The 26,343-nt window shown below is 43.1% G+C and carries 28 protein-coding genes; 1 reads left to right on the forward strand and 27 read right to left on the reverse strand.

The features are described 5' to 3' along the window. Positions 1–296: 296 nt before the first annotated feature. The 6 genes from ACYH0O_RS23750 to spoIIQ all read right to left on the reverse strand — a co-directional run bounded on the left by ACYH0O_RS23750 (position 297) and on the right by spoIIQ (position 6,347). Complete coding sequence (locus tag ACYH0O_RS23750; protein WP_482630592.1) at positions 297–956, reverse strand: 3'-5' exonuclease; 660 nt, start codon at positions 954–956, stop codon at positions 297–299. 7 nt (positions 957–963) lie between these two features. Further along, positions 964–2,859, reverse strand: a complete 1,896-nt coding sequence (locus ACYH0O_RS23755; protein ID WP_482630593.1) for a DUF294 nucleotidyltransferase-like domain-containing protein — start codon at positions 2,857–2,859, stop codon at positions 964–966. Beyond that, positions 2,840–4,507: a sodium:solute symporter family protein gene (locus ACYH0O_RS23760; protein WP_482630594.1), complete on the reverse strand. Its 1,668-nt coding sequence runs from the start codon at positions 4,505–4,507 to the stop codon at positions 2,840–2,842. Before ACYH0O_RS23760 ends, ACYH0O_RS23755 begins: the two co-directional genes overlap by 20 nt. 43 nt (positions 4,508–4,550) lie before the next feature. Then, positions 4,551–4,853, reverse strand: coding sequence for a DUF4212 domain-containing protein (locus ACYH0O_RS23765; RefSeq protein WP_426892319.1), 303 nt, complete (start codon positions 4,851–4,853; stop codon positions 4,551–4,553). Positions 4,854–4,877: 24 nt separating this feature from the next. After that, positions 4,878–5,099, reverse strand: coding sequence for a hypothetical protein (locus ACYH0O_RS23770; protein ID WP_482630595.1), 222 nt, complete (start codon positions 5,097–5,099; stop codon positions 4,878–4,880). Between the two features lie 318 nt (positions 5,100–5,417). Further along, the gene (gene spoIIQ, locus ACYH0O_RS23775) at positions 5,418–6,347 is read right to left on the reverse strand and encodes a stage II sporulation protein SpoIIQ (protein ID WP_482630596.1); all 930 of its coding nucleotides are present in this window, start codon (positions 6,345–6,347) and stop codon (positions 5,418–5,420) included. 446 nt (positions 6,348–6,793) lie between these two features. Between spoIIQ and ACYH0O_RS23780 the strand changes: the two genes are divergently transcribed. Further along, positions 6,794–7,231: a VanZ family protein gene (locus ACYH0O_RS23780; RefSeq protein WP_482630597.1), complete on the forward strand. Its 438-nt coding sequence runs from the start codon at positions 6,794–6,796 to the stop codon at positions 7,229–7,231. Between the two features lie 43 nt (positions 7,232–7,274). Here the strand turns inward: ACYH0O_RS23780 and spoIID are convergent, their stop codons facing one another. The 21 genes from spoIID to ACYH0O_RS23885 all read right to left on the reverse strand — a co-directional run bounded on the left by spoIID (position 7,275) and on the right by ACYH0O_RS23885 (position 26,127). Next, complete coding sequence (spoIID, locus tag ACYH0O_RS23785) at positions 7,275–8,288, reverse strand: stage II sporulation protein D (protein ID WP_149154801.1); 1,014 nt, start codon at positions 8,286–8,288, stop codon at positions 7,275–7,277. Positions 8,289–8,798: 510 nt separating this feature from the next. After that, positions 8,799–10,103, reverse strand: a complete 1,305-nt coding sequence (gene murA, locus ACYH0O_RS23790) for a UDP-N-acetylglucosamine 1-carboxyvinyltransferase (RefSeq protein ID WP_482630598.1) — start codon at positions 10,101–10,103, stop codon at positions 8,799–8,801. A 32-nt stretch (positions 10,104–10,135) separates the two neighbouring features. Next, positions 10,136–10,885, reverse strand: a complete 750-nt coding sequence (locus ACYH0O_RS23795) for a YwmB family TATA-box binding protein (RefSeq protein ID WP_482630599.1) — start codon at positions 10,883–10,885, stop codon at positions 10,136–10,138. A gap of 222 nt (positions 10,886–11,107) precedes the next feature. Next, positions 11,108–11,344: a DUF1146 family protein gene (locus ACYH0O_RS23800; RefSeq protein WP_149154803.1), complete on the reverse strand. Its 237-nt coding sequence runs from the start codon at positions 11,342–11,344 to the stop codon at positions 11,108–11,110. Positions 11,345–11,626: 282 nt separating this feature from the next. Further along, on the reverse strand, positions 11,627–12,031 hold the full coding sequence (locus tag ACYH0O_RS23805; RefSeq protein ID WP_426892323.1) for a F0F1 ATP synthase subunit epsilon: 405 nt from the start codon (positions 12,029–12,031) through the stop codon (positions 11,627–11,629). A gap of 22 nt (positions 12,032–12,053) precedes the next feature. Beyond that, positions 12,054–13,457 carry a F0F1 ATP synthase subunit beta gene (gene atpD / locus ACYH0O_RS23810; RefSeq protein ID WP_113969230.1) on the reverse strand — a complete coding sequence of 468 codons (1,404 nt, stop codon included), beginning with the start codon at positions 13,455–13,457 and terminating at the stop codon, positions 12,054–12,056. A 71-nt stretch (positions 13,458–13,528) separates the two neighbouring features. Further along, positions 13,529–14,389 carry a F0F1 ATP synthase subunit gamma gene (locus ACYH0O_RS23815; RefSeq protein WP_482630600.1) on the reverse strand — a complete coding sequence of 287 codons (861 nt, stop codon included), beginning with the start codon at positions 14,387–14,389 and terminating at the stop codon, positions 13,529–13,531. 105 nt (positions 14,390–14,494) lie between these two features. Then, positions 14,495–16,003: a F0F1 ATP synthase subunit alpha gene (gene atpA / locus ACYH0O_RS23820; RefSeq protein WP_148971186.1), complete on the reverse strand. Its 1,509-nt coding sequence runs from the start codon at positions 16,001–16,003 to the stop codon at positions 14,495–14,497. A 27-nt stretch (positions 16,004–16,030) separates the two neighbouring features. After that, positions 16,031–16,567, reverse strand: coding sequence for a F0F1 ATP synthase subunit delta (locus tag ACYH0O_RS23825; protein ID WP_482630601.1), 537 nt, complete (start codon positions 16,565–16,567; stop codon positions 16,031–16,033). Further along, on the reverse strand, positions 16,564–17,082 hold the full coding sequence (locus ACYH0O_RS23830; RefSeq protein ID WP_482630602.1) for a F0F1 ATP synthase subunit B: 519 nt from the start codon (positions 17,080–17,082) through the stop codon (positions 16,564–16,566). The genes ACYH0O_RS23825 and ACYH0O_RS23830 overlap by 4 nt, the downstream gene beginning before the upstream one ends. A 163-nt stretch (positions 17,083–17,245) precedes the next feature. Beyond that, positions 17,246–17,458, reverse strand: coding sequence for a F0F1 ATP synthase subunit C (atpE, locus tag ACYH0O_RS23835; protein WP_044339990.1), 213 nt, complete (start codon positions 17,456–17,458; stop codon positions 17,246–17,248). A gap of 73 nt (positions 17,459–17,531) precedes the next feature. Further along, on the reverse strand, positions 17,532–18,245 hold the full coding sequence (gene atpB, locus ACYH0O_RS23840; RefSeq protein ID WP_148996341.1) for a F0F1 ATP synthase subunit A: 714 nt from the start codon (positions 18,243–18,245) through the stop codon (positions 17,532–17,534). 22 nt (positions 18,246–18,267) lie between these two features. Next, on the reverse strand, positions 18,268–18,642 hold the full coding sequence (locus ACYH0O_RS23845) for an ATP synthase subunit I (RefSeq protein WP_113969236.1): 375 nt from the start codon (positions 18,640–18,642) through the stop codon (positions 18,268–18,270). Between the two features lie 3 nt (positions 18,643–18,645). Then, positions 18,646–18,867 (reverse strand): AtpZ/AtpI family protein, encoded by a 222-nt coding sequence (locus ACYH0O_RS23850; RefSeq protein ID WP_113969237.1) that lies wholly within the window; start codon positions 18,865–18,867, stop codon positions 18,646–18,648. Between the two features lie 558 nt (positions 18,868–19,425). After that, positions 19,426–20,577 (reverse strand): non-hydrolyzing UDP-N-acetylglucosamine 2-epimerase, encoded by a 1,152-nt coding sequence (gene wecB, locus ACYH0O_RS23855; RefSeq protein ID WP_482630603.1) that lies wholly within the window; start codon positions 20,575–20,577, stop codon positions 19,426–19,428. Positions 20,578–20,595: 18 nt separating this feature from the next. Further along, positions 20,596–21,225 carry a uracil phosphoribosyltransferase gene (gene upp, locus ACYH0O_RS23860; protein WP_034765147.1) on the reverse strand — a complete coding sequence of 210 codons (630 nt, stop codon included), beginning with the start codon at positions 21,223–21,225 and terminating at the stop codon, positions 20,596–20,598. 350 nt (positions 21,226–21,575) lie between these two features. Beyond that, the gene (locus tag ACYH0O_RS23865) at positions 21,576–22,817 is read right to left on the reverse strand and encodes a serine hydroxymethyltransferase (protein ID WP_482630604.1); all 1,242 of its coding nucleotides are present in this window, start codon (positions 22,815–22,817) and stop codon (positions 21,576–21,578) included. A gap of 412 nt (positions 22,818–23,229) precedes the next feature. After that, positions 23,230–23,772, reverse strand: coding sequence for a TIGR01440 family protein (locus tag ACYH0O_RS23870; protein WP_482630605.1), 543 nt, complete (start codon positions 23,770–23,772; stop codon positions 23,230–23,232). Positions 23,773–23,784: 12 nt separating this feature from the next. Beyond that, entirely contained in the window at positions 23,785–24,228 is a 444-nt protein-coding gene (gene rpiB, locus ACYH0O_RS23875; protein WP_324745902.1) for a ribose 5-phosphate isomerase B, read from the reverse strand. Positions 24,229–24,381: 153 nt separating this feature from the next. Beyond that, on the reverse strand, positions 24,382–25,671 hold the full coding sequence (locus ACYH0O_RS23880) for a methyl-accepting chemotaxis protein (protein ID WP_482630606.1): 1,290 nt from the start codon (positions 25,669–25,671) through the stop codon (positions 24,382–24,384). An 18-nt stretch (positions 25,672–25,689) separates the two neighbouring features. Continuing rightward, entirely contained in the window at positions 25,690–26,127 is a 438-nt protein-coding gene (locus tag ACYH0O_RS23885; protein ID WP_316252582.1) for a low molecular weight protein arginine phosphatase, read from the reverse strand. Positions 26,128–26,343: the final 216 nt, after the last annotated feature.

Here is a 26,343-nt window from a genome sequence, read left to right on the forward strand (position 1 = left end):
CCCATGTGCAAGCGGCAGAAAGCCTTATTTAAACCACGGCAGCTTTCTGATGTTACAACATATAAACAAATATTCAGCTAATGATCAATGATATAACGACGATCCCTCACCTCAAACACTCTCTATTTTGATAGGTTTGTATCATTTTATTAGCTTGTGCCCACATATATGCACAAAAAACACAATAAGGACAAGGTTTGAGGTAAATTTTCTGAAAAATCACTCTTAGGGACGGACCTTCTCATGGTTTTCGAAGGGAAATCGTCCACGTGAATGTACCCCATATGTGACAACCTTCACCCATTACCCCGGCTGACCCGAACCAGTTCCCCCCAGGTTTCCACTTTTCGATCTCTTAACAGCTCCAATAATTCCACAAACAAATAAGCCGTCATAAGGGCATCATTTACCGCCCGATGTCTCGGGTACACTCGAGTCCCAAACAACTGGGCATACCGCTCAAGATCTCTCATATCGTAAGAGGGCGAAAGATATCCAATTAGATTAAGCGTGTCCAGACTCGGTGCCATCTGTATATGAAGTCCGGCTCTCTTCAGTTCACTCTTCAGCACGAGTTCATCAAAGCTAACATAATGCCCAACCAGACAATTTACGGTATTTCCTTCTAAAAAAGAGAAGAAATCATGGATGGAATCCCTTGCTTCCGGAGCTTGTTCGACATCTTTTGACTGAATTCCCGTCAGCTGGATTATTTCCTGAGAAATGAGTCGATGAGGATTGGAAAATGTCTGAAATGTGATATTTTCCTTTACTTCATACCCTTCTACTTTAACTGCTCCGATTTCCAGAAGCCGGTCCTCCGCTCCGACGCGGAATCCTGTCGTTTCCGTATCAAAGACAACAAACTTCAGGTCTTCGATTTTACAGTTTAAGGGGACTGAATCATAGTGCAGCGGACATTCGATCTTTTTCTTTGAAAAAATGAAGATCTTCACATCCCTTCTATGTTAAAGAGTAATGAGACAGCATCATTTGTTGAAATTCACGAATCGTTTTCACACTCTTGTATAGATTTTCTTTTTTGCGGGTGGAGAGTGAGGAGAAGTGTACCGTATCTCCTTGACCTTTCCGCTTTAACTCTATATAGAGCTTCATGAATTCCTCGAATGCTTCGGATAATTCTTCTGCATAATCCGACGAAATTGAACGTTTTTCTTTCAAAAAGCCCAGCTTCTCTCTTGTCGATCCTGAGGTATTCCCATGAGCAGCGTTCAAGATCTGCAAAGCATGATGAAAAGGAAAAAGAATGTCTTTCTTAATGGACACTGTTTTTCGATCCATACCTAATATCGAACGGATGGAGGAGTGAAGAACAGGAACCTGCTTGGATTTTTCGACTTGAGCAAGCCGTACCAATAATATTCTCGCACTGCGGAGCTGCTCTTTAATCGCGTCTTCAAATGTTGAATGAAGTGCTACATCCCCAAATAAAAAACGGTAAGATAAGAAGTTTTGTACCTTCAATAAGGTTTCCTCTGACGAATGGACAGACCATTCTCTCAATCTTTCCTGCCAGGAACCCATACTCCCTGTCCATGCTCTCTGATTCGCCATCATTCCTCCGTCACAAAGACTTAGTCCTGCCTTTTCCAATGCAACGACGACTCTTTCAGCAAAAAGATGGAAATATTCCACCGCATCATTACTATGTGTTTCATAAACCAGGAAATGATCTTGATCGGTCAGCATAAATTGCTCTTTCCTTCCTGCTGAACCCATGACATAAAAAGCATACGAACAAGGGCATTCCCGTCCTTCCAGATACAATTCTTCCTGAACCTGCCTTAAGATTCGCTGATAAATACGATCGAATAGTCCCGACATGAAATCGAGTATGTGAAACACGGGAGCTTGTGCCTTCCAAAGGCTCGTAAGCATCGACTCTGCCACGGGTTTAACCTTTTCCAGGGGAAAATCCTTGTTCTCCAGCTTTCTTGCACTCGTCAGCGTTCCTATATGGTTCGCTTTCATTACATCATGGAGGGTGATGATGCCGACGATAGGTCCGTCCCTCTCCTTGCCCCCGACAACGGGCAGGTGTTTGATGGAGTGGTCGATCATGGTGGCGAGGGCTTCGTACAGATAGGCGTCACGGTTGATGACGGTTGGGTTGGGGGTCATGGCCATGTTTACCGGTTTGGTGAGAGGGACGGACCTTGCAAGGCATCTGGAGACGAGGTCTCTTTCTGTCAGGATTCCTGCGATGCGATTGTTTTCCAGAATGATGACAGAACTGACCCGGTTTTCTCCCATAGCTCTAGCCGCATCCTTCAGGGAATTATCACTCCTGACAGTTACAACTGAATTCGTCATTACATCACCCACACGCTTCAGAATCGTCGTCCGCTCTTCAAGCCCGTGCGCCACTCCCACTTGCTGCGACAAGGAATAATAAACATCCTGAAGTCGTTTCGATGTTTCCTCCAATAAAAAATTCTTCAAATAAGGTTCATTCCAATAGTTTTGCAAACTAGTATATGGAACTAGGCAGAGCAGGCAGTCCTCCTTCGCCTTGACCTCAACCGAGGAATACACACTATCCTCAACTGATGTATGCAGAGCAGAGTACAGACTCGACAAGCCGATGATCCCGTCCTTAGAAATCATTTCAAGAATCTCATCTTTTTCTTTTGAGACAACCACTTCCACCTCTCCATTAATCACAAGATAGAGTCCTGATCGGTGTTCAAAGCTTTTCAGAATAGTAGAATGCTTTCCCACCTCAAGCCGCATACACTCACTAAAAAGGGAAAGAGCCGTACTCCGCTCCATCCCCTTAAAGAAGGGATGAAGGAGTACAGCTTCTTGAAATGATCCGTCAGGCTTTGAAGTCGACATCGTCGTTCACCCAAACTTCTCCGTCTTTGAAGGTCATTTGTTCCGGGTAACGGAGATCCATTACCTCTTCTTGAATCTTTTGAGAAGGTGCTTTCGTCATAAGTGACACGACGATATTGGCAATAGTGGCTGCCGCTGCCCCAAATACACCAGCTCCCGTATCAATGATACCGAATAGGGTAATACCCGATCTTGCCAGGAAGATATACGTAAGGGTCACCCCCAACCCTACAAGCATCCCTGCAATAACCCCTTGGGCATTGGAGCGTTTCCACCATACTCCGAGTAAGAGTGCCGGGAAGAACGTTCCGGACGCCAGTGCGAAGGCCCAGGCAACGATTTGAGTAATAACGCCTGGAGGATTGAGTGCCACGATCCCGGCGAGCACCGTCGCGATGACGATCGACCAACGGGCAACTGCCAGACGATTTCTCTCTGTTGCGTTCGGTTTGAATACACGGTAGTAAATATCATGAGCAAAGGAAGACGATATTGCGATCATCAGTCCGCCTGCTGTCGATAACGCAGCTGCCATGGCACCGGCCGCAACGAGACCGATAACGAACACGCCTAAATTCGCAATTTCCGGTGTTGCCATGACCACGATATCATTGGAGATGATAATTTCCTTCCACTGGAGGATTCCATCTCCATTTGTGTCTGCAACTTGTAATTTCCCTGTATCCACCCAGGATTTCGTCCAGGAAGGCAAGTCACTGATTGGGCTTCCTGCTACTTTTGTCATTAATATAAAACGGGAAAATGCTGCATATGCAGGTGCAGATAAATAGAGAAGTCCGATGAAAAGAAGGGCCCAAGCTCCTGACCAGCGAGCCGCTTTCATCGTAGAAACCGTATAGAATCGAACGATTACGTGTGGAAGTCCCGCGGTCCCTGCCATCAACGTAAACATGAGAGCCATGAACTGCCACTTCGTACCGTTTGTAAAAGGAGCAAAGTACTCCGAGACCCCAAGCTCACGATCGAGCTCCCCGATTTTCCCTACCAGTTCCCCATAGGAAAGCCAAGGTGCGGGGTTTCCTGTGATTTGCAGGGACATAAAAATAACAGGAATTAAATAAGCAATAATAAGAACAACATACTGAGCAACCTGCGTCCACGTGATCCCCTTCATCCCCCCGAAGGCTGCGTAGAATGCGATGAGGACAACCCCGATCATCGTACCGACTTTGGCATCGATTTCGAATAAACGCCCGATTACGACTCCTGAACCCGATAGCTGACCGATAGAATACGTGAAACTGATAATGATCGTACAGATGGCGGCAATAACGCGGGCCGTGTGGCTGTTATACCGGTCCCCGATGAATTCCGGTACCGTATAGCGTCCATATTTCCTGAGCTGGGGAGCAAGTAAGAAGGTTAACAGCAAATATCCTCCCGTCCACCCCATTATGTAGGCAAGTCCATCATACCCGAGGATCATGACGGTACCAGCCAGTCCAATAAACGAAGCCGCGCTCATCCAGTCGGCCCCGATAGCCATCCCATTAAAGATCGGCGGCACGCCCCGTCCTGCTACATAGAAGTCCGATGTCGCTTTCGCTTTGTTATAAACAGCAATTCCGATATATAACGCAAACGTCAACAGAATAATCGACGTTGATACTAAAAACTGAGTATCCATTTATCGTTCCCCCCTGCTCTCTCCTATATTTGGTTGAAGCCGTTTAATGATCGAGTGTTTTCCCGTAACTGATCTGTTCATTTTTACTTTCATCGATTCCATACTTTTTATCGATTCCATCGCTCACCTTCGCATTTACGTAAAGTAAGATGATAAAAATGACAATCGACCCCTGGGCACCCATAAAGTAGTGAAACGGAAAGCCATTGAGGGTGATCGTTGACAGGCTTTCAGCAAACAGTACGACCCCAAAGGAAGAGACGAGCCAAATCACTAAATACATTGTCATATAACGGTTTTTCTCTTTAAAATACTGATCCGCTTTTGCTCTATCAATCTTCTTCATTTATGTAACCCCTTTTCAAGCTCATTATTTTAAACTGAAAATAAATTTCACGGTCTCAAAAAACGGAATCGGGACCATGGCGATTTGAAAAATAAAGTAAATGAATAAAGACAAGAATGGAATGGTTAAGAAGAAAGCCCGTTTCTTTCTCAGTGCAAGAAAAATGCTTCCCCCTGTTATGAGTAAAATCGCGAAGAAGTAAAGCAACGTTTCACCTCCTGATTTTGTAAGCGTCTCCTTAATCACACGACCTCCTCTTAATAAAGATTAAATTTTCTGAAATTTTATTCATGCCCTCATTATCTTTTTTGAAAAAAGCCTGGTCAATAAAGAAAAAACGACAAATCTGCATTAGATCTTTCTCTTTATAAATAAATCATTTTATTAAAATAAGGATATTAAAATATGTGATTGTACTAATAGAATGGAATAGCATGGAAATGCTTTTCCAGTAAAATAATTCCTTTGTCGAATTTCCGAGGAAATTTTTTATAAAGATGGAATAGATCTGAAAACAAAAAAACTGACCGGAAATCACCAGTCAGTCTTTCTTCATCTATATGATTATTCTTCGTCTTTTACGTCAGAGCCACTATCGGCTGCGTCGTCTTTTTGATCAGCACTTTCTTGTTTCGGCTTTTGCTCAGCTTCCGGTTTTTCTTCAGCTGCATCGTCAGCACCGTTTTCTTCAGTTGATTTATCTTCTGTTGCTTTGTCTTCAGTGGCTTTATCTTCGCTAGCTTGATCTTCAGCTGCGTTTTCCTGAGCAGCTTCAGCATCCGGCTGTTCACCTGAAACCTTCTTGTCTTCTAATTGCGCTTCTTGAAGTGTTGCAAGGGACTTATTAAAGTACTCCAGTGGATTCACTGCTACATTTGCTTTACGAATTTCAAAATGTACGTGAACGCCAGCTTCTTCATTGAATAAGCTCTTACCTGCTTTAGCGATAGCTTGTCCTTGATCTACTACATCTCCAACCGCGACTTCAAAATCTTTCACTGATTGATAACGAGTAACGATTCCTTTGCTGTGCTCGATTTCAATCGTGTTTCCGAGTAGGGAATCTTCTTGAACCTTTGTGACTGTACCGCTCATGGCAGCCAGTACATCGAATTCTTGTCCATCTTTAGAAATGTCGACTCCTTGGTTCGGATAATACATGTTACCATAAACGACTAGTGCAGCTTCCTGTTCTTCTGCTGAAGCTTCAGTATCGTAGAATTGTTTTTCGATAACTGTGTCCTCAGGACTCGCAACAGGCATTACAAAGTTTTCCAATGAACGATTGACTTCTTCTGCAGGCTGGTTGAACTCATTATCAGTAGGAACTCCATCATAGCTGTAATCCTTGGCTTTCTCGTTTACATCATTTCCTGCCTGGTACCACAGAATCCCCGTGATAATGATTGCTGCACTTGCTAAATAGATTGCTGGGTATGCCCAACGTCTTTTCAAAAAGTTTTGAGAAGGTTGTTTCTTTTCTTCCTCTCTCATTTTCATCACCTCAGCAATCATTCTGAACAGAATTCAGAAAATATATACACATTCGGAAAAAAATTTTTTAATTCTTATCTTTCGACAAAGGGATGGAAAATATGTATGATTTTAAAAATAAGATGAAATTTTTCTTTTTATTATGCATTTTTCGTATTTTAACAGAGACAGTAGTGGTTGATTTCCGCTACAGGCGCTCGCTTTCCGCGGGGCGTGAGTTGAGCCTCCTCGGGCTTTGCCCTGTGGGGTCTCAACTTTCCCGCTATTCCCGCAGGAGTCGAGCGCCTGCAGCGAGAATCAACTATCTTAGAATCGGTTTTTTCACAAGACCTATTAAAAATGACAATCAAAAGATCTGATATAGCAAGTCTGTAATTCTTGATATATGTTAACGAAATCACTGTCCTGCATGATACAATATAAAAAACAGAAAGGACGAGCTGCATATGAAGAAGTTGCTTAGGTATGTGCTGACAGCTGCGCCTTTTCTCTATATGATACTTATCTGGATGATGTCGAGTAATCCGGATGATGCCGTCATTCGTTTTCCTGATAATCAGTTGGATCGTTTTATTAAAGAATCTCTTCATTTAATCGAATTCGGTATTTTATATGGATTATTTGTTGTCGCTCTGTTGGCACATGGGAAGCTTCGATTCACTTTGAATTTTACTGTTGCGTTAATTGCGATCTTTTATGGATTCGTGGATGAAATTCATCAATCCTTTGTCCCGTATCGTTCTGCAACACTGATTGACGCCGCGAAGGATTTGATAGGAGTCACTGTCCTTTTTTGGATTGTGAACCGGACTTATTTTAAGAACGCTGATCATCCATTGACGAAAAAGATGAAAAAGTTCGAAGCTTATTTTAAAAAGGATTGAGTCTCTACTGGTCTACTTGACCCGAAGACTCAATCCTTTTTTACTATCTTTGTGCTGTTACTTTCTGCAGCAGTTTATCTGATTCTGTTATTTTGACATCTTTATAGTAATGAGTGACGATGTCTTGATAATCCTTGCCTTCCTTCGCCATTCCGTTTGCTCCGTATTGGCTCATACCGACTCCGTGACCGAATCCTTTGGTGGCGATGACGATATGATCATCCTTGAGATACCAGGTAAAGTCTGAGGATCTCAGTTCTAACTTTTCTCTTATATCACGGCCGGAAAATCCTTTGCCGTTTATTTCAACACTAGCTACCCTTTTACCTTCTGTTCTTGATGTGATCGTTCCTACCGAGCCATCCTTTGGCAGAGTTACGCCTAGTTTCTGCTCAAACTCTTTGATCGGAATAACCTTTTGATCTTCGAAACTAGGTGACGCCGAGTCCCAAGGGCTTTCGACACTTCTTAAATATGGATATTCATTCGGCCAATAAGCCTCTGAGTTTTCTGTGTAACCATTGCTCGTTGAGAAAAAAGCTGCCGTAATAGGCTTACCATCATAGGTCAGCACCTGCCCCATCGTTTCAAGCACAGCATCGGATATTTTCTTGATCTTCCAATCATAGTCGGCACCCCAGAGGCCAGCAAGCTCCTTCTGGTTCTTATATACCTGGTGAGAGACCGTATCTGTCACATCGGCACCCTTCGGAACAGTGGAGTCCTCAAGTAAAAGCTGATTCACAATATACGTCCTCGCTGCAAGGGCTTGAGCTTTTAACGCTTCCTTTTCAAAATCTGCAGGCATTTCACCAGCTACTACCCCTACTACATACTGCTCCAAAGGCAGTTTCTCGATTAGTTCTTGATTGGATCGATAGACAGCTACCTCAACCGAGTTCGCCAGTTCTTCAACGGATGGCGGATTTTTCAGTTTTTCGTCTAAGTTTGCCGTTTCCTTTTCTGATGAAAATGGGAGCACGAGAAGAGTAGGTACAATAAATATGATGCTGATAAAGATTGAGAAAATGATCAGTACTGGTTTCAAATGCTTCATGTTCGCGGCCTCCAATGAAAGATTAAATAGGAGAATGTCCTAGCACACTTCTCCACTCTCTTTCATATGTATGGTAGTGGACAAGCAATTATGAATATTTTAAGAGTGATTTTGACGGGGGATGATGTTTGGGATTGGTGAATTTGGAATAAGTAATGAAGTGTGTTGCGGAGCGAATGCATTTTTGAAAATAAAATCTGAAATTTGAAAATAAATGTGTCAGAATTGAAAATAAAAGTGAAATTTTGAAAACAAATACTGCATAATTGAAAATAAATGACTTTCCATCTCATTTTCAACATTAGCATACCAGTCTCAAGCTATTTTTCTATCTATTTTGACGATATTTCAAGATTGCCCCTCGCAGATCCAGCCGTTTTTGATTAAAATCCGGACATTTTCACGAATAATCCAGCCTCTTTACTTATTTCACCAAAATAATTAACAAGTCAATCCAAACAAAAAAGGCAAGCTCTTCTATAAAGAAAAGCTCACCTTTCTATCTAATGCTTACGCATCTTTAATCATGTCTTGCTCGGAAATAGGTGTTTCTTCCACTTCTTTCACACGCTCGATATCGGCACCCAGGCCTGCAAGCTTCTGATGGAAGTTCACATATCCACGATCTAAATGCTTCAGTTCTGTCACTCGAGTGTAACCATCTGCTACCAGACCTGCGATTGAAAGAGCTGCTGCTGCACGTAAGTCCGTTGCAGCCACTTCTGCTCCTTGAAGAGGCGTTGGTCCATTCATGATTACAGAGCGGCCTTCAATCTTAATGTCCGCTCCCATACGACGGAATTCTTCAGCATGCATGAAACGATTTTCGAATACCGTTTCAGTGATGACGCTAGTGCCGTCAGCTGCTAAAAGTAATGCCATCATTTGAGATTGCATATCTGTTGGGAAACCAGGATGAGGCATTGTTTTGATATCGACAGATTTTAATTTCTCCGGTCCGATGACACGAAGACCTTCTTCTTCATCGATAATCGTAACACCCATTTCTTCCATCTTGGCAACTAATGAAGATAAATGTTCTGGAATCGCACCTTTTACAAGGACATCACCTTGAGTGATGGCAGCAGCCACCATGAAAGTTCCGGCTTCGATACGGTCTGGAATGATGCTGTGCTCGACACCGTATAGACGGTCCACACCTTCGATACGGATCGTTCCAGTACCTGCACCTACTACGCTTCCTCCCATTTTGTTCAGGAAGTTGGCTAAGTCGACGATTTCAGGCTCTTTTGCGACGTTTTCAAGGATTGTTGTTCCTTCTGCAAGAACTGCAGCCATCATAATGTTTTCTGTCGCCCCAACGCTTGGGAAGTCCAGATAAACCTTGGCACCTTTCAGTCTTCCGTCTACTTCAGCTTCGATGAAACCATTTCCTACCTTCACTTTTGCTCCCATTGCTTCGAAGCCTTTTAAGTGTTGGTCAATCGGTCTTGAACCAATGGCACATCCACCAGGAAGTGCAACACGTGCTTTACCTGTACGTCCAAGTAATGATCCCATAACAAGGACGGATGCACGCATTTTTCGAACATATTCGAACGGTGCTTCTACAAACAACTCTCTTGATGCATTCACGATGACTTCACCATGGTTAAACTCTACATCTGTATTTAAATGACGTAATACTTCATTAATCGTATATACATCGGAGAGTGGTGGTACATTTTTAATGACACTTTTTCCTTCACTTGCTAATAATGTAGCAGCGATGACTGGTAAAACGGCATTCTTTGCTCCTTCAACTTGCACTGTACCGCTTAAACGCTGACCGCCGCGGACGATAATTTTTTCCAAGAGTATTCCCCTCCGCGTCCAATTTCTCTATATTAATATTCAATAATTAGGATGGGTGTGCCAATCACAAAGGTTGTCTTAGCGCCCATTCCGCTTTTCCGTAGACCTAGTTGTATATTCATATCATCATTTTTTGTTGGTATAGTCCGTGACATTTGTTCCGAGTAAGCTGAAATGGAATAAAAGTCTTCTTCTTTAAGTGATTCCAGTTCTTTAGCGTCTAATTTCGACATTAGTTCGACAGCCTGATTCGACAAAACTTTCTCAAGCTTATCATTGAATTCGCCTTTTATACAAGAGAAAATCATAGGTTTATTAGTAAAAATGATTTCCATATTTGGGATGATTTCAGTTTTGATATAATGCTTCGTCTTTTCTCCCAACGCTTTCTGACTCCCTCGCATCTCATACATAATATACGAAACGGACTGCTTGTTTGTGAGGGTGTGCTGGAACTTAATGGTTTCTTCCCCGTGAGACGTCTGACGTTGTCCCACAACCATTACCTCTTCAGCTGACTTCTTCGTCACCCACTCAAAATCAGAAAAAGTTTCTTGCATAGTAGTACTATATTTGGCAAACCCTTTATTCGTGAAGCTTTTTTTGTTTTCTCTTGCATATAGAGACCATTCAGTTATCTGACCTTGAGAATGAACAATGGCTTGGTCAAGCTTTTCAATGTCTAATAAATGATTGGCTTCGATAGTGTTGTTCCCATTAATAACAGGAAGAAAACCTAATCCAACAAAAAAGATTAAAATAATGTAAAGATACCGACTCATTTTCCATTCCTCCCCTTACCTAAAAGTCTGTCCGAATAGGAGAAGAACATACTTGAAAATTGTCGTCATCTTTTTACAATTATTGAGTTGTCGGCAGGCTGTTACATGAAAGCGTTTCATATTGAAACTTTTTCACAAAGGAACAAGCACAAAATTAATCTTACTTAAAACAGACCTTGTTGAAAACATGCAGGAAGACCTATTTTTTGTCAGAAAATCTACTTATTCAAAGAAAACAGGCAATGCCTGAGACCACAGGTAGTAATCCAGTAAAAATCGGCTGACGGCTGATCCGATCGCGATCGTTAGTAGGATATACAATAGTCTCCCTTGAGCGACACGATTTTTCTTGAGGAGCTTGTCTAATTGGATGGATTGCAAAGACCAAAATGTGATCCCGAATACGAATAGATGCACGATCATGCTGATAAGGGCCTGCTGGCCAAAGCTTTCTACCACTCTTCTCACTCCTAATAAACATTTCGACGCACAAAGTCCATTTTACCACATAATTCAGTAACTATATATGGAATTTACATAATTTTTAGTTGAGTTGAGCCGTGGAAATTCAACCAGGTCTTTATGGGGCTACAAAAGGGAAAAGCAGCTTAATTTTCGTGTGTAATATGCTCCTTTTTCGTTCATGGTACAGACCCGGGATTTATATCTTCCAACAGAGGTCCGTCCCTCTATTCAAAAAAACCACCCTTTCACAAGGAAAGGGTGGTTTTGGTGTTTATATTAGAAGTTACGTTCGGAAACGTTAATTCTGTTCAAGGCACGCTTCAGAGCGAGTTCGGCACGACGGAAGTCTACGTCGTCGCGTTGTGCCTGCATGCGGTCTTCTGCGCGGCCTTTTGCTTCTTTAGCGCGTTGTACATCGATAGCTTCTGCTGTTTCAGCAGACTGTGCTAGAATTGTCACTTGTTCAGGACGTACTTCTAAGAATCCGCCACTGACAGCTACAAGCTCAGTGTTGCCACCTTTTTTCAGGCGAACCGCACCGATTTGTAGTGGAGCAACCATCGGAATGTGTCCAGGTAAGATTCCAAGCTCACCGCTTTGAGCTTTCGTGCTCACCATTTCCACTTCTGAATCGTACACTGGGCCATCGGGAGTGACAATATTGACTTTTAATGTCTTCATTTTCTTCCCTCCTGGTCCTTAATTATACCTCTACGCCCATTTCTTTAGCTGCTGCTAATACATCCTCAATCGGACCTACTAGACGGAACGCATCTTCAGGAATGTGATCGTATTTACCGTCAAGGATATCTTTGAATCCTTTAACAGTGTCTTTCACTTCAACGTAAGAACCTTTTTGTCCAGTGAACTGTTCTGCAACGTGGAAGTTTTGAGATAAGAAGAATTGTACACGACGAGCGCGGTGTACCGTCAGCTTATCATCATCAGAAAGCTCATCCATACCAAGGATCGCAATGATATCTTGAAGTTCTTTATAACGCTGTAGTGTTTGTTGAACATTACGAGCGATGCTGTAGTGTTCTTCTCCTACGATTTCTGGAGAAAGAGCACGTGAAGTCGATGCTAATGGATCTACCGCAGGATAGATACCCATCTCAGAAAGCTTACGCTCAAGGTTCGTTGTTGCATCCAAGTGAGCGAAAGTTGTAGCAGGAGCCGGATCAGTGTAGTCATCGGCAGGTACATAGATCGCTTGGATCGATGTTACAGAACCAACGTTAGTTGACGTGATACGCTCTTGCAATTGACCCATTTCAGTAGCAAGTGTCGGCTGGTAACCAACGGCAGATGGCATACGGCCTAGTAGGGCAGAAACCTCTGAACCTGCTTGCGTGAAACGGAAGATGTTATCGATGAACAGAAGTACGTCTTGACCTTGCTCATCACGGAAGTATTCAGCCATTGTAAGACCCGTCAAGGCAACACGCATACGCGCACCTGGCGGCTCGTTCATTTGTCCGAATACCATCGCTGTTTTCTTGATAACTCCAGAGTCGCTCATCTCGTGGTAAAGGTCATTTCCTTCACGAGTACGCTCTCCAACACCGGCGAATACAGAGATACCGCCGTGCTCTTGAGCGATGTTGTTGATAAGCTCCTGGATTAATACGGTTTTACCAACACCGGCACCACCGAATAAACCGATCTTACCACCCTTGATGTAAGGAGCAAGTAAGTCTACTACTTTAATACCTGTTTCCAGAATCTCAACTTCTGTAGAAAGCTGATCAAATGTAGGTGCTTGTCTATGAATTGGATCACGACGGATACCTGCTGCAAGAGGCTCGTCTAAATCGATTGATTCACCCAGAACGTTGAATACACGACCTAATGTGATATCCCCTACTGGTACAGAGATTGGTGCTCCTGTATCTAGCACGTCAGCTCCACGTTGTAAACCATCTGTGGAAGCCATCGCGATTGTACGTACAGAATCATCACCTAGGTGAAGGGCAACCTCTAATGTAAGTTCAGCTCTATCTGCAATTTGGACCTTTAATGAGTTGTAGATATCAGGAAGTTGGCCATTAGCGAACTTGACATCGACAACTGGACCCATTACTTGAAGAACGTGTCCTTTGTTCATCTCTTTCCCTCCTAACTAGCTTTTGACGACAAAACTATGTTGTAATCCGGCACTGAACCGGAATGTCATTTCTATTCGAGTGCTGCTGCCCCGCCGACGATTTCCGTGATTTCTTGGGTAATCGCTGCTTGACGCGCACGGTTATAAGAAAGTGTAAGGCTGTTAATGATTTCTTTCGCATTGTCTGTTGCGCTTCTCATTGCTGTCATACGAGCCGCGTGCTCACTGGCTTTACCATCAAGTAACGCTCCGTAAATCAAGCTTTCAGCATATTGAGGAAGCAATACTTCCAAAATTTCTTCAGCATTAGGCTCAAACTCATAAGAAGTTAAGTTCGATGAAGAAGAATCAAGCTCCGTTAAAGGAAGAACCTTCTTCTCGGTAACATCTTGTTGAATGGCACTGACATAGTGGTTGTAGTACATGTAAAGCTCATCATAAGAACCATCAGAGAACATGCTGACTGCCTTGTTGGCAATGTCTTTAATGTCTGCAAAGTTTGGTTGATCTGGTAGCCCTACAATACCTTCCACTACATTATCGCCTCGTTTTTGGAAGAAATCTCTTCCAATACGACCTAACGCAATAATGGCGTATTCATCTTGTGAGCTGTGACGCTCTTTAATCGCATTACTTACAGCACGAATGACGCTCGAGTTATAAGCCCCCGCCAAACCGCGGTCAGATGTAATGACCAAGTAGCCGGTTTTTTTTACGGGGCGGGAGACTAGCATCGGATGCGTTACATCTGTGCTACCAAGGGAAATGGAAGCAACGACTTCCTGAATTTTCTCCATGTATGGAACGAAGGCTTTCGCATTCGTTTCAGCACGGTTCAATTTAGAGGCAGAGACCATTTCCATTGCTTTCGTAATTTGACTGGTTTTCTTCGTAGATGTAATACGAGTTTTTATGTCGCGTAACGATGCCACTGGTTCTCACCACCCTTTTAAAATGTTAGTCATATTCACTAGAACCAACTAAATAATAGAATAATCAGCCGGTGCCATCAAAATGAACACCGACATCATATGAAATTACTCAGACTTTACAAATGTCTTCTTGAATTCGTTGATCGCTGCAACCATTGCATCGTCTTCAGGAAGACCTTTTGTGGTACGGATATGGTCTAACAGTTCTGTATGGTTGTGATCTAACCAGCTTAGGAATTCACCTTCGAAACGACGAATATCTGTTACTGGAATATCATCTAAATGACCTTTTGTTAATGAATAGAAGATCATAACTTGTTTTTCAACATTAAGTGGTTTGTTAAGATCCTGCTTCAGTACTTCAACAGTACGGGCTCCACGGTTTAGTTTCGCTTGTGTCGCTTTATCAAGATCTGATCCGAACTGAGCAAATGCTTCAAGTTCACGGTATGCCGCTAAGTCAAGACGCAGTGTACCGGATACCTTCTTCATCGCTTTGATTTGTGCGGATCCACCAACACGTGATACGGAAAGACCTGCATTGATCGCCGGACGAACACCGGAGAAGAATAGGTCAGATTGTAAGAAAATCTGTCCGTCAGTGATGGAGATAACGTTTGTTGGAATGTAAGCGGAGATATCTCCTGCTTGTGTTTCAACGAATGGTAATGCCGTGATGGAACCTCCACCTTTTGCATCACTTAATTTCGCTGCACGCTCAAGTAAACGAGAGTGTAAGTAGAATACGTCACCAGGGAATGCTTCACGGCCTGGAGGACGACGTAATAATAATGAAAGCTCACGGTAAGCAGATGCTTGCTTAGAAAGATCATCATATACAACAAGAACGTGCTTGCCGCTATGCATGAATTCTTCACCCATTGTGATACCAGCGTATGGCGCTAAGAATAGCATTGGAGCTGGTGAAGCAGCTGAGGCCGTTACAACGATTGTGTAATCAAGGGCACCATGCTTACGAAGCGTTTCAACTGCATTACGTACAGTTGATTCTTTTTGTCCGATCGCAACATAGATACAGATCATGTCTTGATCTTTTTGATTTAGGATCGAGTCGATTGCAACAGATGTTTTACCTGTTTGACGGTCTCCAATGATTAACTCACGTTGACCACGACCGATTGGAACAAGCGCGTCAATCGCTTTGATACCTGTTTGAAGTGGCTCGTGTACGGATTTACGATCCATAACACCAGGTGCTCCACCTTCAATTGGACGTGTTTTCGTTGTCGCAATTGGACCTAATCCATCAACTGGTTGTCCAAGTGAGTTTACAACACGACCTACTAATTCTTGTCCTACTGGAACTTCCATGATACGTCCAGTACGACGAACCTCATCGCCTTCACGAATGTCTTTAAATGGTCCGAGAATGATGATACCTACGTTGTTCTCCTCTAAGTTCTGCGCCATACCCATGACACCGTTAGAAAATTCAACAAGCTCTCCAGCCATGACATTGTCGAGGCCATGAGCACGAGCGATACCGTCACCGATTTGGATAACTGTACCTACATCGCTTACTTTCATCTCAGACTGATAGTTTTCAATTTGCTTTTTTATCAGCGCGCTGATTTCTTCCGCCTTGATGCTCATGAATTTCACCCCTCATTTATACGAAAGTTAACGAACAAGTTCACGCTCAAGACGATCCAACTTGCCAGCAAGTGTTCCGTCATAAATACGGTTGCCGATACGGACCTTAAGCCCACCAAGTATGTTCTCGTCTATCACATTCTCAATTCTTAATGATTGTTTACCAATTTTCTTAGCAAAAGAAGCTGACATTGCTGTCTTCTCATCTTCTGTTAAAGCACGTACGGAATACACCTTTGCTTCTGCAATTCCTCTAGCTTCATTAGAAAGCTCGATGAATGCATCGACAACGCCCACTACCTGATCTTCACGATGACGATCAGTCATGAGAAGCAATGTATTCAATACTGATACTGATACAGTAGAGAATGCTTCTTTCAACATATCTTTCTTCCTATCCGTCGAAAACTTCGGATTTTCCAAAAGAATGCTTAATTCTTTATTTTGGATAAAAACGGCTTTCACTGCACGAAGCTCTTGTTCAATCGCTTCTAATTGATTGTGTTCTTTGGCAATTTCGAAAAGAGCTAACGCATAGCGTTTTGCGACTGTAGAGTAGCTCATCGCTCTTCTCCTGCCTCTTTAATATAATCGTTGATAAGCTTCTGTTGATCTTGAACAGAAAGTTCTTTTTCAATCACTTTCGATGCAATCAGAACAGATAGTGAAGCAACCTGCTCGCGTAATGCTGCCATCGCTTGTTCTTTCTGCGTCTCGATTTCACGTTTCGCAGATTCTTTCAAGCGCTCAGATTCCTGACGAGCGGCAATGATGATTTGTTCACGTTGCTCATCGCCTTGCTTCTTAGAGTTCTCGATCATCGCTTGCGCTTCTTGACGAGCCTCTTTTAATAGTTGACGCTGTTCTTCTAAGCTCTTATTTGCTTCTAGACGGCTTTGTTCAGCCGCTTCTATTTCGCTTGCAATGTGATTCTCACGCTCATGCATGATGCCCATCAAAGGACCCCAGGCAAACTTCTTCAGTAACGCAAGAAGGATAAGGAACATAGCAAGCTGGAATACGATATCTCCACCTGTAAAGCCGCCACCAGCTCCAAGGACAAATGCGTTTGTAAGCACGCGGTTTCACTCCCTTCAAGAGTCAATGCCTTCCATAAAGAAAGCTGTACAATATCGGCAAATGCCGTATCATTCATAGTCACATGTTCATAAGTACTAAACATAAAGGAATGGCGAAGGTTCTTATCGAATGATCTTCGCCATCTTGAACTTTAAACTGCTATTATTGACCCATTACGATGAATGCGATAACTACTGCGATGATAGGAATCGCCTCTACTAACGCAACCCCGATGAACATTGTAGTTTGAAGCATTCCACGAGCTTCCGGTTGACGAGCCATACCTTCTACCGTACGTGAAACAATAAGACCGTTACCAATACCTGCACCTAGTGCTGCTAAACCGATTGCAATTGCTGCTGCTAAAAGACCCATTCTGAATTTCCTCCTTTAAATGTATGAAAAAATGTTTTGAGTAGTTTTGTTCAATTTTTGAACAGGGTATATATTAATGGTCCAGGCTGACTTTGTGAGCCATATAAACCATCGTTAACATAACAAAAATAAATGATTGGATTGCGCCGACAAAAATTGAGAAAGCTTGCCATACAATCGTTGGGATAATGGCACCCAGTAATCCGGCTGCTCCCATGTGTGCGAGGCTTCCTACCAGTAAAGTAAGCAGGATTTCCCCAGCGTAGATGTTACCGTAAAGACGAAGACCAAGCGTTAGTGTGTTGGCAAATTCTTCAATGATCTTCAGCGGGAATAAGAACGACATAGGTCTGAAGAAGTCTTTACCGTATTCACCGAAGCCTTTCATCTTGATTGCATAATAGTGTGTTAACACAACGACCATAACTGCAAGGGTCATAGTGATAACTGGATCCGCTGTTGGTGACTTCCACCATAATTCGTGGTCAATGACTACCGAGAACGGAAGTCCTAACATATTTGAAACGAAAATGTACATGAGTAAAGTAAGTCCAAGGAGATGGAAACGACCACCTGTTTTCCAATCCATATTACTTTTCACAATATTTTTGACAAAGTCCATGACCCACTCCATAAAGTTTTGCACTCCGGTCGGTTTCATGGCCAGTCTACGAGTTGACAGAACGGCGATTAAGAAAACAACGGCACTTGCCACTGTGATCATCAGTACGTTCGCCAGGTTAAAAGTTAACCCTAAAAACTCGGCTGTAGGATTTTCATGATGCAATGAAATTCACCTCTCTTCCCCGCTATTTATGAGCTAAAAGCTGCTGAATAAAATAATCTATCATAATGACAAGGTAAATTGTCATTAATCCCATAATGACGCTCAGGAGATGAAAGTGCTCAGGGTATTCCGTTGCAATAATGACTGCAAAGGCCGCACCTGCCATCCTTGAGAAGGTTCCTAAAGATCGAACCTTTTGACCAGATTCTACTGCATCACCGAATCGCACGGTTCTCCTCATAATCAGCCAGTGACTAAACAGACTGATGCCTGTCCCCAAAATAAGCCCAAGGAAAATAGACTGATAGGAAGTAAAACCCCAACCGAGGACGTAAAGGGAAAGGAGGAAAAATATGTACTTACGATGCCTGTTAAACAATTGCTGAAGTTCTGGCATACATTAATCTCCCGAATTGAAATGTTGGACTGTACGGAGCATGGTGTAGATTCCTGTTGCGAGCCCAAGGAGTAGTCCAATAATTAAGAAAAGTGGTGTGGTGCTCCATATTCCATCTAACCATCTCCCGCCGAAGATCCCTATTAAGATAGAACCAACAAGCTGGGAAAGAATAGCAGAATACAAGACCATTGATTGATACGGGCGCCGATCATTTTGACGCATTTTTTTCATCTCCACACATGTGATTTAGTGGGAAATCGTTGACACTGTACAAATGATGAAAAACCGTTTCCATACGGGTTCAACCCTTGTGAAAACCTTATCATTTTATACCCTTTGTAAGCATACAATAGGGTATTATCTATGTCAATGAGTTCAAGTTAAAAAGTTCACAACCTATCCACGCGTTTCCAAATTGTTCACATTTTTAACACATTTACAGAAAAGCGGAGGGGGCTCGCCCTGGGGCGACAAGCATAAGATGAACTGACCGGAAAGGCGACTTTTGCCTTTTTGGTCAATTTAGCTTATGACCTCGAGCCTCTACCCGCCGGAGCTGGACATGCCGAAAAGCGGAGGGAGAATGTGGTCTCGCTCATACATAGATTCTATCTTCACACGCCCCTCCATTATATAGAAAATTCTTTTTATGAGTAACCCTTGAATTTAATGTAAATACTTCCAGTCAACTGAGAAACTTCCATATTTTTTACATAGAAGACAAAGGTCCGTCCCTCATCAGTTTGAATCTGGTGAGGGACGGACCTTTAGGTTATTTGTTTATTCGTTCGGATCGAAGGATTTAGGACGTTCATCCAGGTGACCGAAATGGTATCGAATAGCTTGGGTGATTCGGTAAGAAGCTTGTCCATCTCCATATGGATTTGTTGCTTTTGACATTTTGTTGTGTGCATCTGAATTAGTCAGTAGCTCTTTAGCAAGCTTGTAAATGTTTTCTTCTTCGTTTCCAGCAAGCTTCAGTGTTCCTGCTTCAATTCCTTCAGGACGCTCAGTGGTATCACGAAGGACAAGGACAGGGACCCCTAATGAAGGAGCCTCTTCTTGAACACCACCTGAATCCGTTAAGATCAAGTGTGCTCTGGATGCGAAGTTATGGAAATCGATCACATCCAGCGGCTCAATCAGGTGAATTCGCTTGTCATCTCCCAATACTTCATCCGCTACTTCACGAACAGCCGGATTTAAGTGTACCGGGTATACCACCTGAATATCATCATGCTCTTCTACTAATCGCTTAATTGCACGGAACATGTTTCTCATTGGTTGTCCAAGATTTTCACGACGGTGAGCAGTCAATAAGACTAATCGGTCGTCCCCAACCTTCTCCAATACATCATGATGGTACTCATCTTTTACAGTTGTTTTCAACGCATCAATTGCTGTATTACCTGTAATGAAAATCCCTTCTTCTTTTTTACTTTCATTGAGAAGATTTTGGGATGATTTTTCAGTAGGTGCAAAATGAAGATCTGCCATTACACCAGTTAGCTGACGATTCATTTCCTCAGGAAACGGTGAATATTTATTCCATGTTCTTAACCCAGCTTCCACATGCCCAACTGAAATCTGGTTATAGAACGCTGCCAGGCTGGCAACAAATGTTGTCGTTGTATCACCATGAACAAGGACGATATCAGGCTTCGCTTCCTTCATCACCTTGTCCAGTCCTTCTAACCCACGAGTTGTTACATCAATTAATGTCTGGCGATCTTTCATAATGTTCAAGTCGTAATCAGGAGTAATATCAAATATATTTAAAACCTGATCCAACATTTCACGGTGCTGAGCTGTAACGGTTACAATCGTGTCAAAATTTTCCGGGTATTTCTTTAATTCCAGAACGAGAGGTGCCATCTTGATGGCTTCCGGTCTTGTTCCAAAAATCGTCATTACCTTGATTGGTTTCGTCATTTTATGCCCCTGCCTTTCTTATTTCGTACCGTATAAACGATCTCCAGCATCCCCTAAACCAGGAACGATGTAACCTTTTTCATTCAACTTCTCATCAAGAGCCGCGATGAAGATATCAACGTCAGGGTGCGCTTCCTTGATTGCGTCTACCCCTTCAGGACAAGCAACGAGGCACATGAACTTGATGCTTACAGCACCACGCTTCTTTAATGAGTTGATGGCTTCCACAGCAGATCCTCCTGTTGCAAGCATTGGATCAACCAGGATGAAGTCACGCTCTTCCACATCACTTGGAAGCTTTACGTAATATTCAATCGGTTTAAGAGTCTCCGGGTCACGGTATAAACCAACATGTCCTACTTTTGCAGCCGGGATCAGTTTAAGAATTCCGTCGACCATTCCCAATCCTGCTCGCAGAATAGGAACGATCCCTAATTTTTTCCCTGCAAGTGTCTTGGCCTTGGCGTTGCTTACTGGTGTTTCCACATCAATATCCTCTAACGGTAAATCACGAGTGATTTCAAACGCCATCAATGTCGCTACTTCATCAACAAGCTCACGAAATTCCTTCGTACCTGTTTCTTTATCACGAATAAACGTTAATTTGTGTTGGATTAACGGATGATCAAATACATATACTTTGCCCATTCGACTCTCTCCTTTAATTTCGATTTTATGTAAAAATAGTTTGTCTACTTCCTTTACACCTCAGACTATTGTACATAAAAGACAATTTAAGAGCAACATGAGATGGGAAGTGTAATGGAATCGTTAGAATTGAGATGAGTAGTGTGGGAAAGGATGTGTAAGCTGCAGTGAATGTGTTGGGTTTTGGTTAATTATGTTAATCGGCCGGATGAATGCCTGAATCGGCTGGAATCTACTCAAAATCGCTTTATAATCGACAACTAAATGTTTAAAAATCTACTTCTCTACTAATTCCACATCAAAAAAACCTCTCCACCAGGGAGGTCCGTCCCTGGTGAAGAGGTCATCTATTATCTTTCAGGATATAATTCAAATTTGCTTGTAAGGTCGATGACACGTTTGCGTGCTTCTTCCAATTTAGCTTCGTCTTCATGATTCTTAAGAGTCAACGCCATGATGGAAGCAATTTCGTCCATGTCTTCGAGCCCGAACCCTCTGGATGTAACAGCTGCCGTTCCGATACGGACACCGCTTGTTACGAATGGACTTTCAGGATCGAATGGAATCGTGTTTTTATTAACGGTAATCCCGATTTCATCAAGCACTTTCTCTGCAATTTTACCAGTCAGTCCTAGTGAACGCAGGTCGATTAGTAATAGATGGTTATCAGATCCCCCTGATACAAGATTGATTCCTTCTTTTACAAGACCTTCACCTAAACGGTTCGCATTGTCGATGATGCTCTGTGCATAGTCTTTGAAAGAATCCTGCAGCGCTTCACCGAAAGCAACAGCTTTAGCTGAGATCACGTGCATAAGCGGGCCACCTTGAATTCCAGGGAAAATAGACTTGTCTATTTTCTTTGCAAATTCTTCTCTGCATAGGATCATACCACCACGAGGTCCACGCAATGTTTTGTGAGTCGTTGTTGTCACGAAGTCTGCATAAGGAACCGGGTTCTGGTGAAGACCGGCTGCTACAAGACCAGCGATGTGAGCCATATCCACCATTAGGTAGGCTCCCACTTCGTCTGCGATTTCGCGGAATTTAGCGAAGTCGATCGCTCTTGGGTATGCACTCGCTCCAGCTACGATCAGCTTCGGCTTGTGCTCTAACGCTTTTTGTCTAACATCTTCGTAATTGATCAGGTGCTTCTCTTCGTCCACACCATACTCTACGAAGTTATATTGAATTCCACTGAAGTTGACGGCACTTCCGTGAGTCAGATGTCCACCATGAGATAAGTTCATTCCAAGAACCGTATCACCTTGTTCGAGGATCGTGAAGTAGACTGCCATATTGGCTTGTGCTCCTGAATGAGGCTGAACGTTTACATGTTCTGCTCCAAATAGTTCCTTCGCACGATCGCGAGCCAAATTCTCAGCTACGTCCACATGCTCACAGCCACCATAATAGCGACGACCTGGGTACCCTTCTGCATACTTGTTTGTCAGAACGGAGCCTTGTGCTTCCATAACCGCTTCACTGACAAAGTTCTCAGATGCAATTAACTCGATTTTTGTTCGTTGACGCTCTAATTCATCTTGAATCGCTGCATAAATTTCCGGATCTTGCTTGGCAATCTTACTCATACATATCCCCCTTTAATTCATAGGCCCAACTGCTCTAGGTGCCTCATTGATTCATTCACTCTCATTCTAACACGATTCAGCAAAACGCGAAATAAAAACCTCTAGTCAAAACGTAATGTTCGTGTTTAGAGTGTATTTAGAGGGACGGACCTCGTGTGATATTATTCACAAACATCTTCACCGCTCTCTTTCACGCTCCCCAAAGTAGCATTATGTCTATCCTTGTCGAATGAAGGTAAACATGTGTTGATAATTTATTGTCCTCTCTCCTTGTCCCTCACTCACCTTTAACATAATCATATTCTCCATCTCTCCCTTTATAGTTCGGGATTTACACCTCGATTTAAGACAATACCTAAATAAAGGTCCGTCCCTCAAACAAGAGAAACGGACCTTCTTCATATTGATGATTCTATTCGTATACGGCTCTGATTCCTCCGATGAGTTTTGGTCTGGTTTTGGCTAGTGTGACGTGGGCTTGGCCGAGGGTTTTCTGTGATACCCTGATCGGGACGACTACGTGTTTCAGGTGCATGCCGATGAAGGTATCCCCGATGTCGATGCCGGCGTCGCCTTTTATATGTTCGACCATGACGGGTTCTTTAAAGGATTGGTACGCTTGAGTCGCCATCGCTCCTCCTGCTTTTCGCACAGGAATGACCGTGACTTCATCCAGGGCTTTTCTTTTAGCAACATCTCTTTCCAAAACGATGGCACGATTTAAGTGCTCGCAACATTGAAAAGCAAGTGAAACACCAATGGAATCTGCCCAGCCTTTTAACTCATCAAAAATCATTTCTGCTACTTCAATGGTTCCTGATGTTCCGATCCGCTCCCCCATCACCTCTGATGTTGAACAGCCTACAACAAACACTTGTCCTTTTTTCATTGGAACCTGTTTGGTGAAATCTTGCAGGATCTTTTGCAGTTCTTCCTTCAATTGTGCGATTTCCATGAAATCCACTTCCTATTGTTTGTCTTCGTATGCCGTGATTTTCCCTACACGGTTGGCATGGCGGCCACCTTCGAATTCTGTCACTAGCCATTGTTTCGCGATTTCACGGGCAAGTCCAGGTCCAATCACACGCTCACCCATAGCTAACATATTGCTGTCATTATGCTCACGTGTTGCTTTCGCACTGAATACATCATGTACAAGGGCGCAGCGGATTCCCTTGACCTTATTAGCTGAAATGCTCATACCGATTCCCGTACCACAAATCAGGATGCCACGATCGAATTCACCGCTGGCTACCTTTTCCGCAACAGGCACTGCATAGTCCGGATAGTCAACGGATGTTCCACACTCACAACCGAAATCCTCATATTCGAGGCCTAGATCTTCCAGTAGTGATTTTATTTCTTCCCGGATATTTACCCCTCCGTGATCGGATGCAATTGCAATTTTCATAATTAATCCCACTCCCTATAGCCTTTGATACGTTTTATTTTGCCACACACTCTTGATTATATAAAGTTTTTCGGATTCTTTTTTGTGGGGAAGTGCCGAAAGCCAGTCAACAAAAAAATCGGACATGAGGTCCGTCCCTCATGTCCGTCTATTTTACAGATGAAAACGCGTAATCGTACCTTTCAATGATTCTGCCTGCTCTTTCAGATTCAATGCCAACTTTTCTACATCACCCATCACAGCCGCTTGTTCTTTAGTGGAGGCTGACACTTCCACTGCACCTGCCGATGTCTCTTCTGAAATGGCAGCGACTTCTTGTGATTGCTGGGAAGTCAATTGAATACTGTCCATTTGCTGATCTACAAGCACGGATATATTTTGAACCGCATCCGCTACTTCATGAATCGTTTTCGTCATCGTTTCGATCATCTCATTTGTCTGTGTTCCTTTTTTCACTTCAGAATTTGCAGAGTCAACTTGAGTTGTGATCTGTCCAACCACATTTCCAACCTCAGTTTGAATGTTCTTGATGAGGTCCGAAATCCCTTGAACTGCTTTGCCGCTTTCATCTGCCAGTTTGCGGACTTCCTCGGCAACAACTGCAAATCCCTTACCGTGCTCTCCTGCACGTGCTGCTTCAATGGAAGCATTTAAAGCGAGAAGATTGGTCTGATTCGCGATATCCCCGACCAATTGAATGATCTGTTCCACTTTTTTCGCGTTGTCTTCCAATCGGCGAACGGCGTCTAAGGAATCTTCATTTCCTCTTGCAAGTCGGGTGATGCCTTCTACCAGGGAATGAATGACTTCCTTGCTTCCTTGAAGCTCCGTCACCATATGCTTGGACATTTGTTCTGATGATTTGGAGTGATTCTGTACTTCCTGTGCGATCCGGATCACGTCCTCAACAGATTCAGCCGTCGTTTGAATCGCCATCGCCGAACTTTCGGCACCTGCTGAAATTTCGCTGATCGTTTTGGAAATGGAATCAGCTTGTATGGAAGCTGATTCCGATGCTTTCGAAAGCTCGATCACATTCGAATTTGTTTTGGTGAAATTTTCGTCGATACAGGACACCATGTCTCGCAAGTTATGCAGCATGCGATTGAAGGCCAATGCGAGTGACCGGATTTCATCATCTGACTTCGGCACATCCACTTCCACAGCTATGTCCCCTTCAGCCGCTTTTAACGCAGCCTGTTCCAAACGCTGAAGAGGTTTGACGATGAATCCCGCTGCAAAAAAGGCAAGCACACCCGACCAGAACACTCCCATCCCCAGAGTCATGCTCGTAAACAAAAGTTCGTTCATTTCAGGTGCAAAAGTAGGTTTGATAAAATAAATAAAAAGTGCACTTGTGGAATACGTCACCACGGCAAGAAGCGTGATAAAGAAGACCAATTTCTTTCTAAGACCCGATTTGTAGCTTCTCTCTTTCCCCATTCTTTCTCTCTCCCTGTCTCAACCCAGCTTTTTAATTAACTCCTCAATCAATGAATCCAACTCTCTGTATGTATGTCTATAGATGTCCACACTGCCTCCGTACGGATCCGAAACATCCAAATCTGCAGGATCTTCATGGACAAACTCTTTCAATGTGAAAATTTTGTCCGCCACATGTGGATACTGATCCACAATTGCCCGCTTATGATTCGAAGTCATCGTGAAAATATAGGAAGCCCAATCCAAGTTCTCCTTTGAGAGCGAACTTGATTGGTGTCTATGTATTATATCGTTCTCTTTCAGCACTTCTTTAGTCTGAAATGAAGCATCACTTCCGTCCATGGCAAAAACGCCTGCAGATTTCACTTCAAACCTCTCTGCACCCTTATGCTTCAAAACCGCCTCTGCCATAGGACTTCGGCACGTATTTCCCGTACAAACAAATAAAATATTCATCACGTCAACCTCCTTATAACCTATTATAAAATATTTTCCAATCCCGCAATAGTCCATTCAAAAAGAAACATAAAGGGCTTTTCGACAAGCATAAGACGAACCAACCGGAAAGGCGCTCTTTGCCTTATTGGTCGGCTTGACTTATAACCTCGAGCCTCTAAGCCGCCGGAGCTGGACAATTAAAAAAGCCCACCCAAGAGGGACGGACCTTCCTCA

This window comes from Rossellomorea sp. H136 (genome assembly GCF_056838065.1).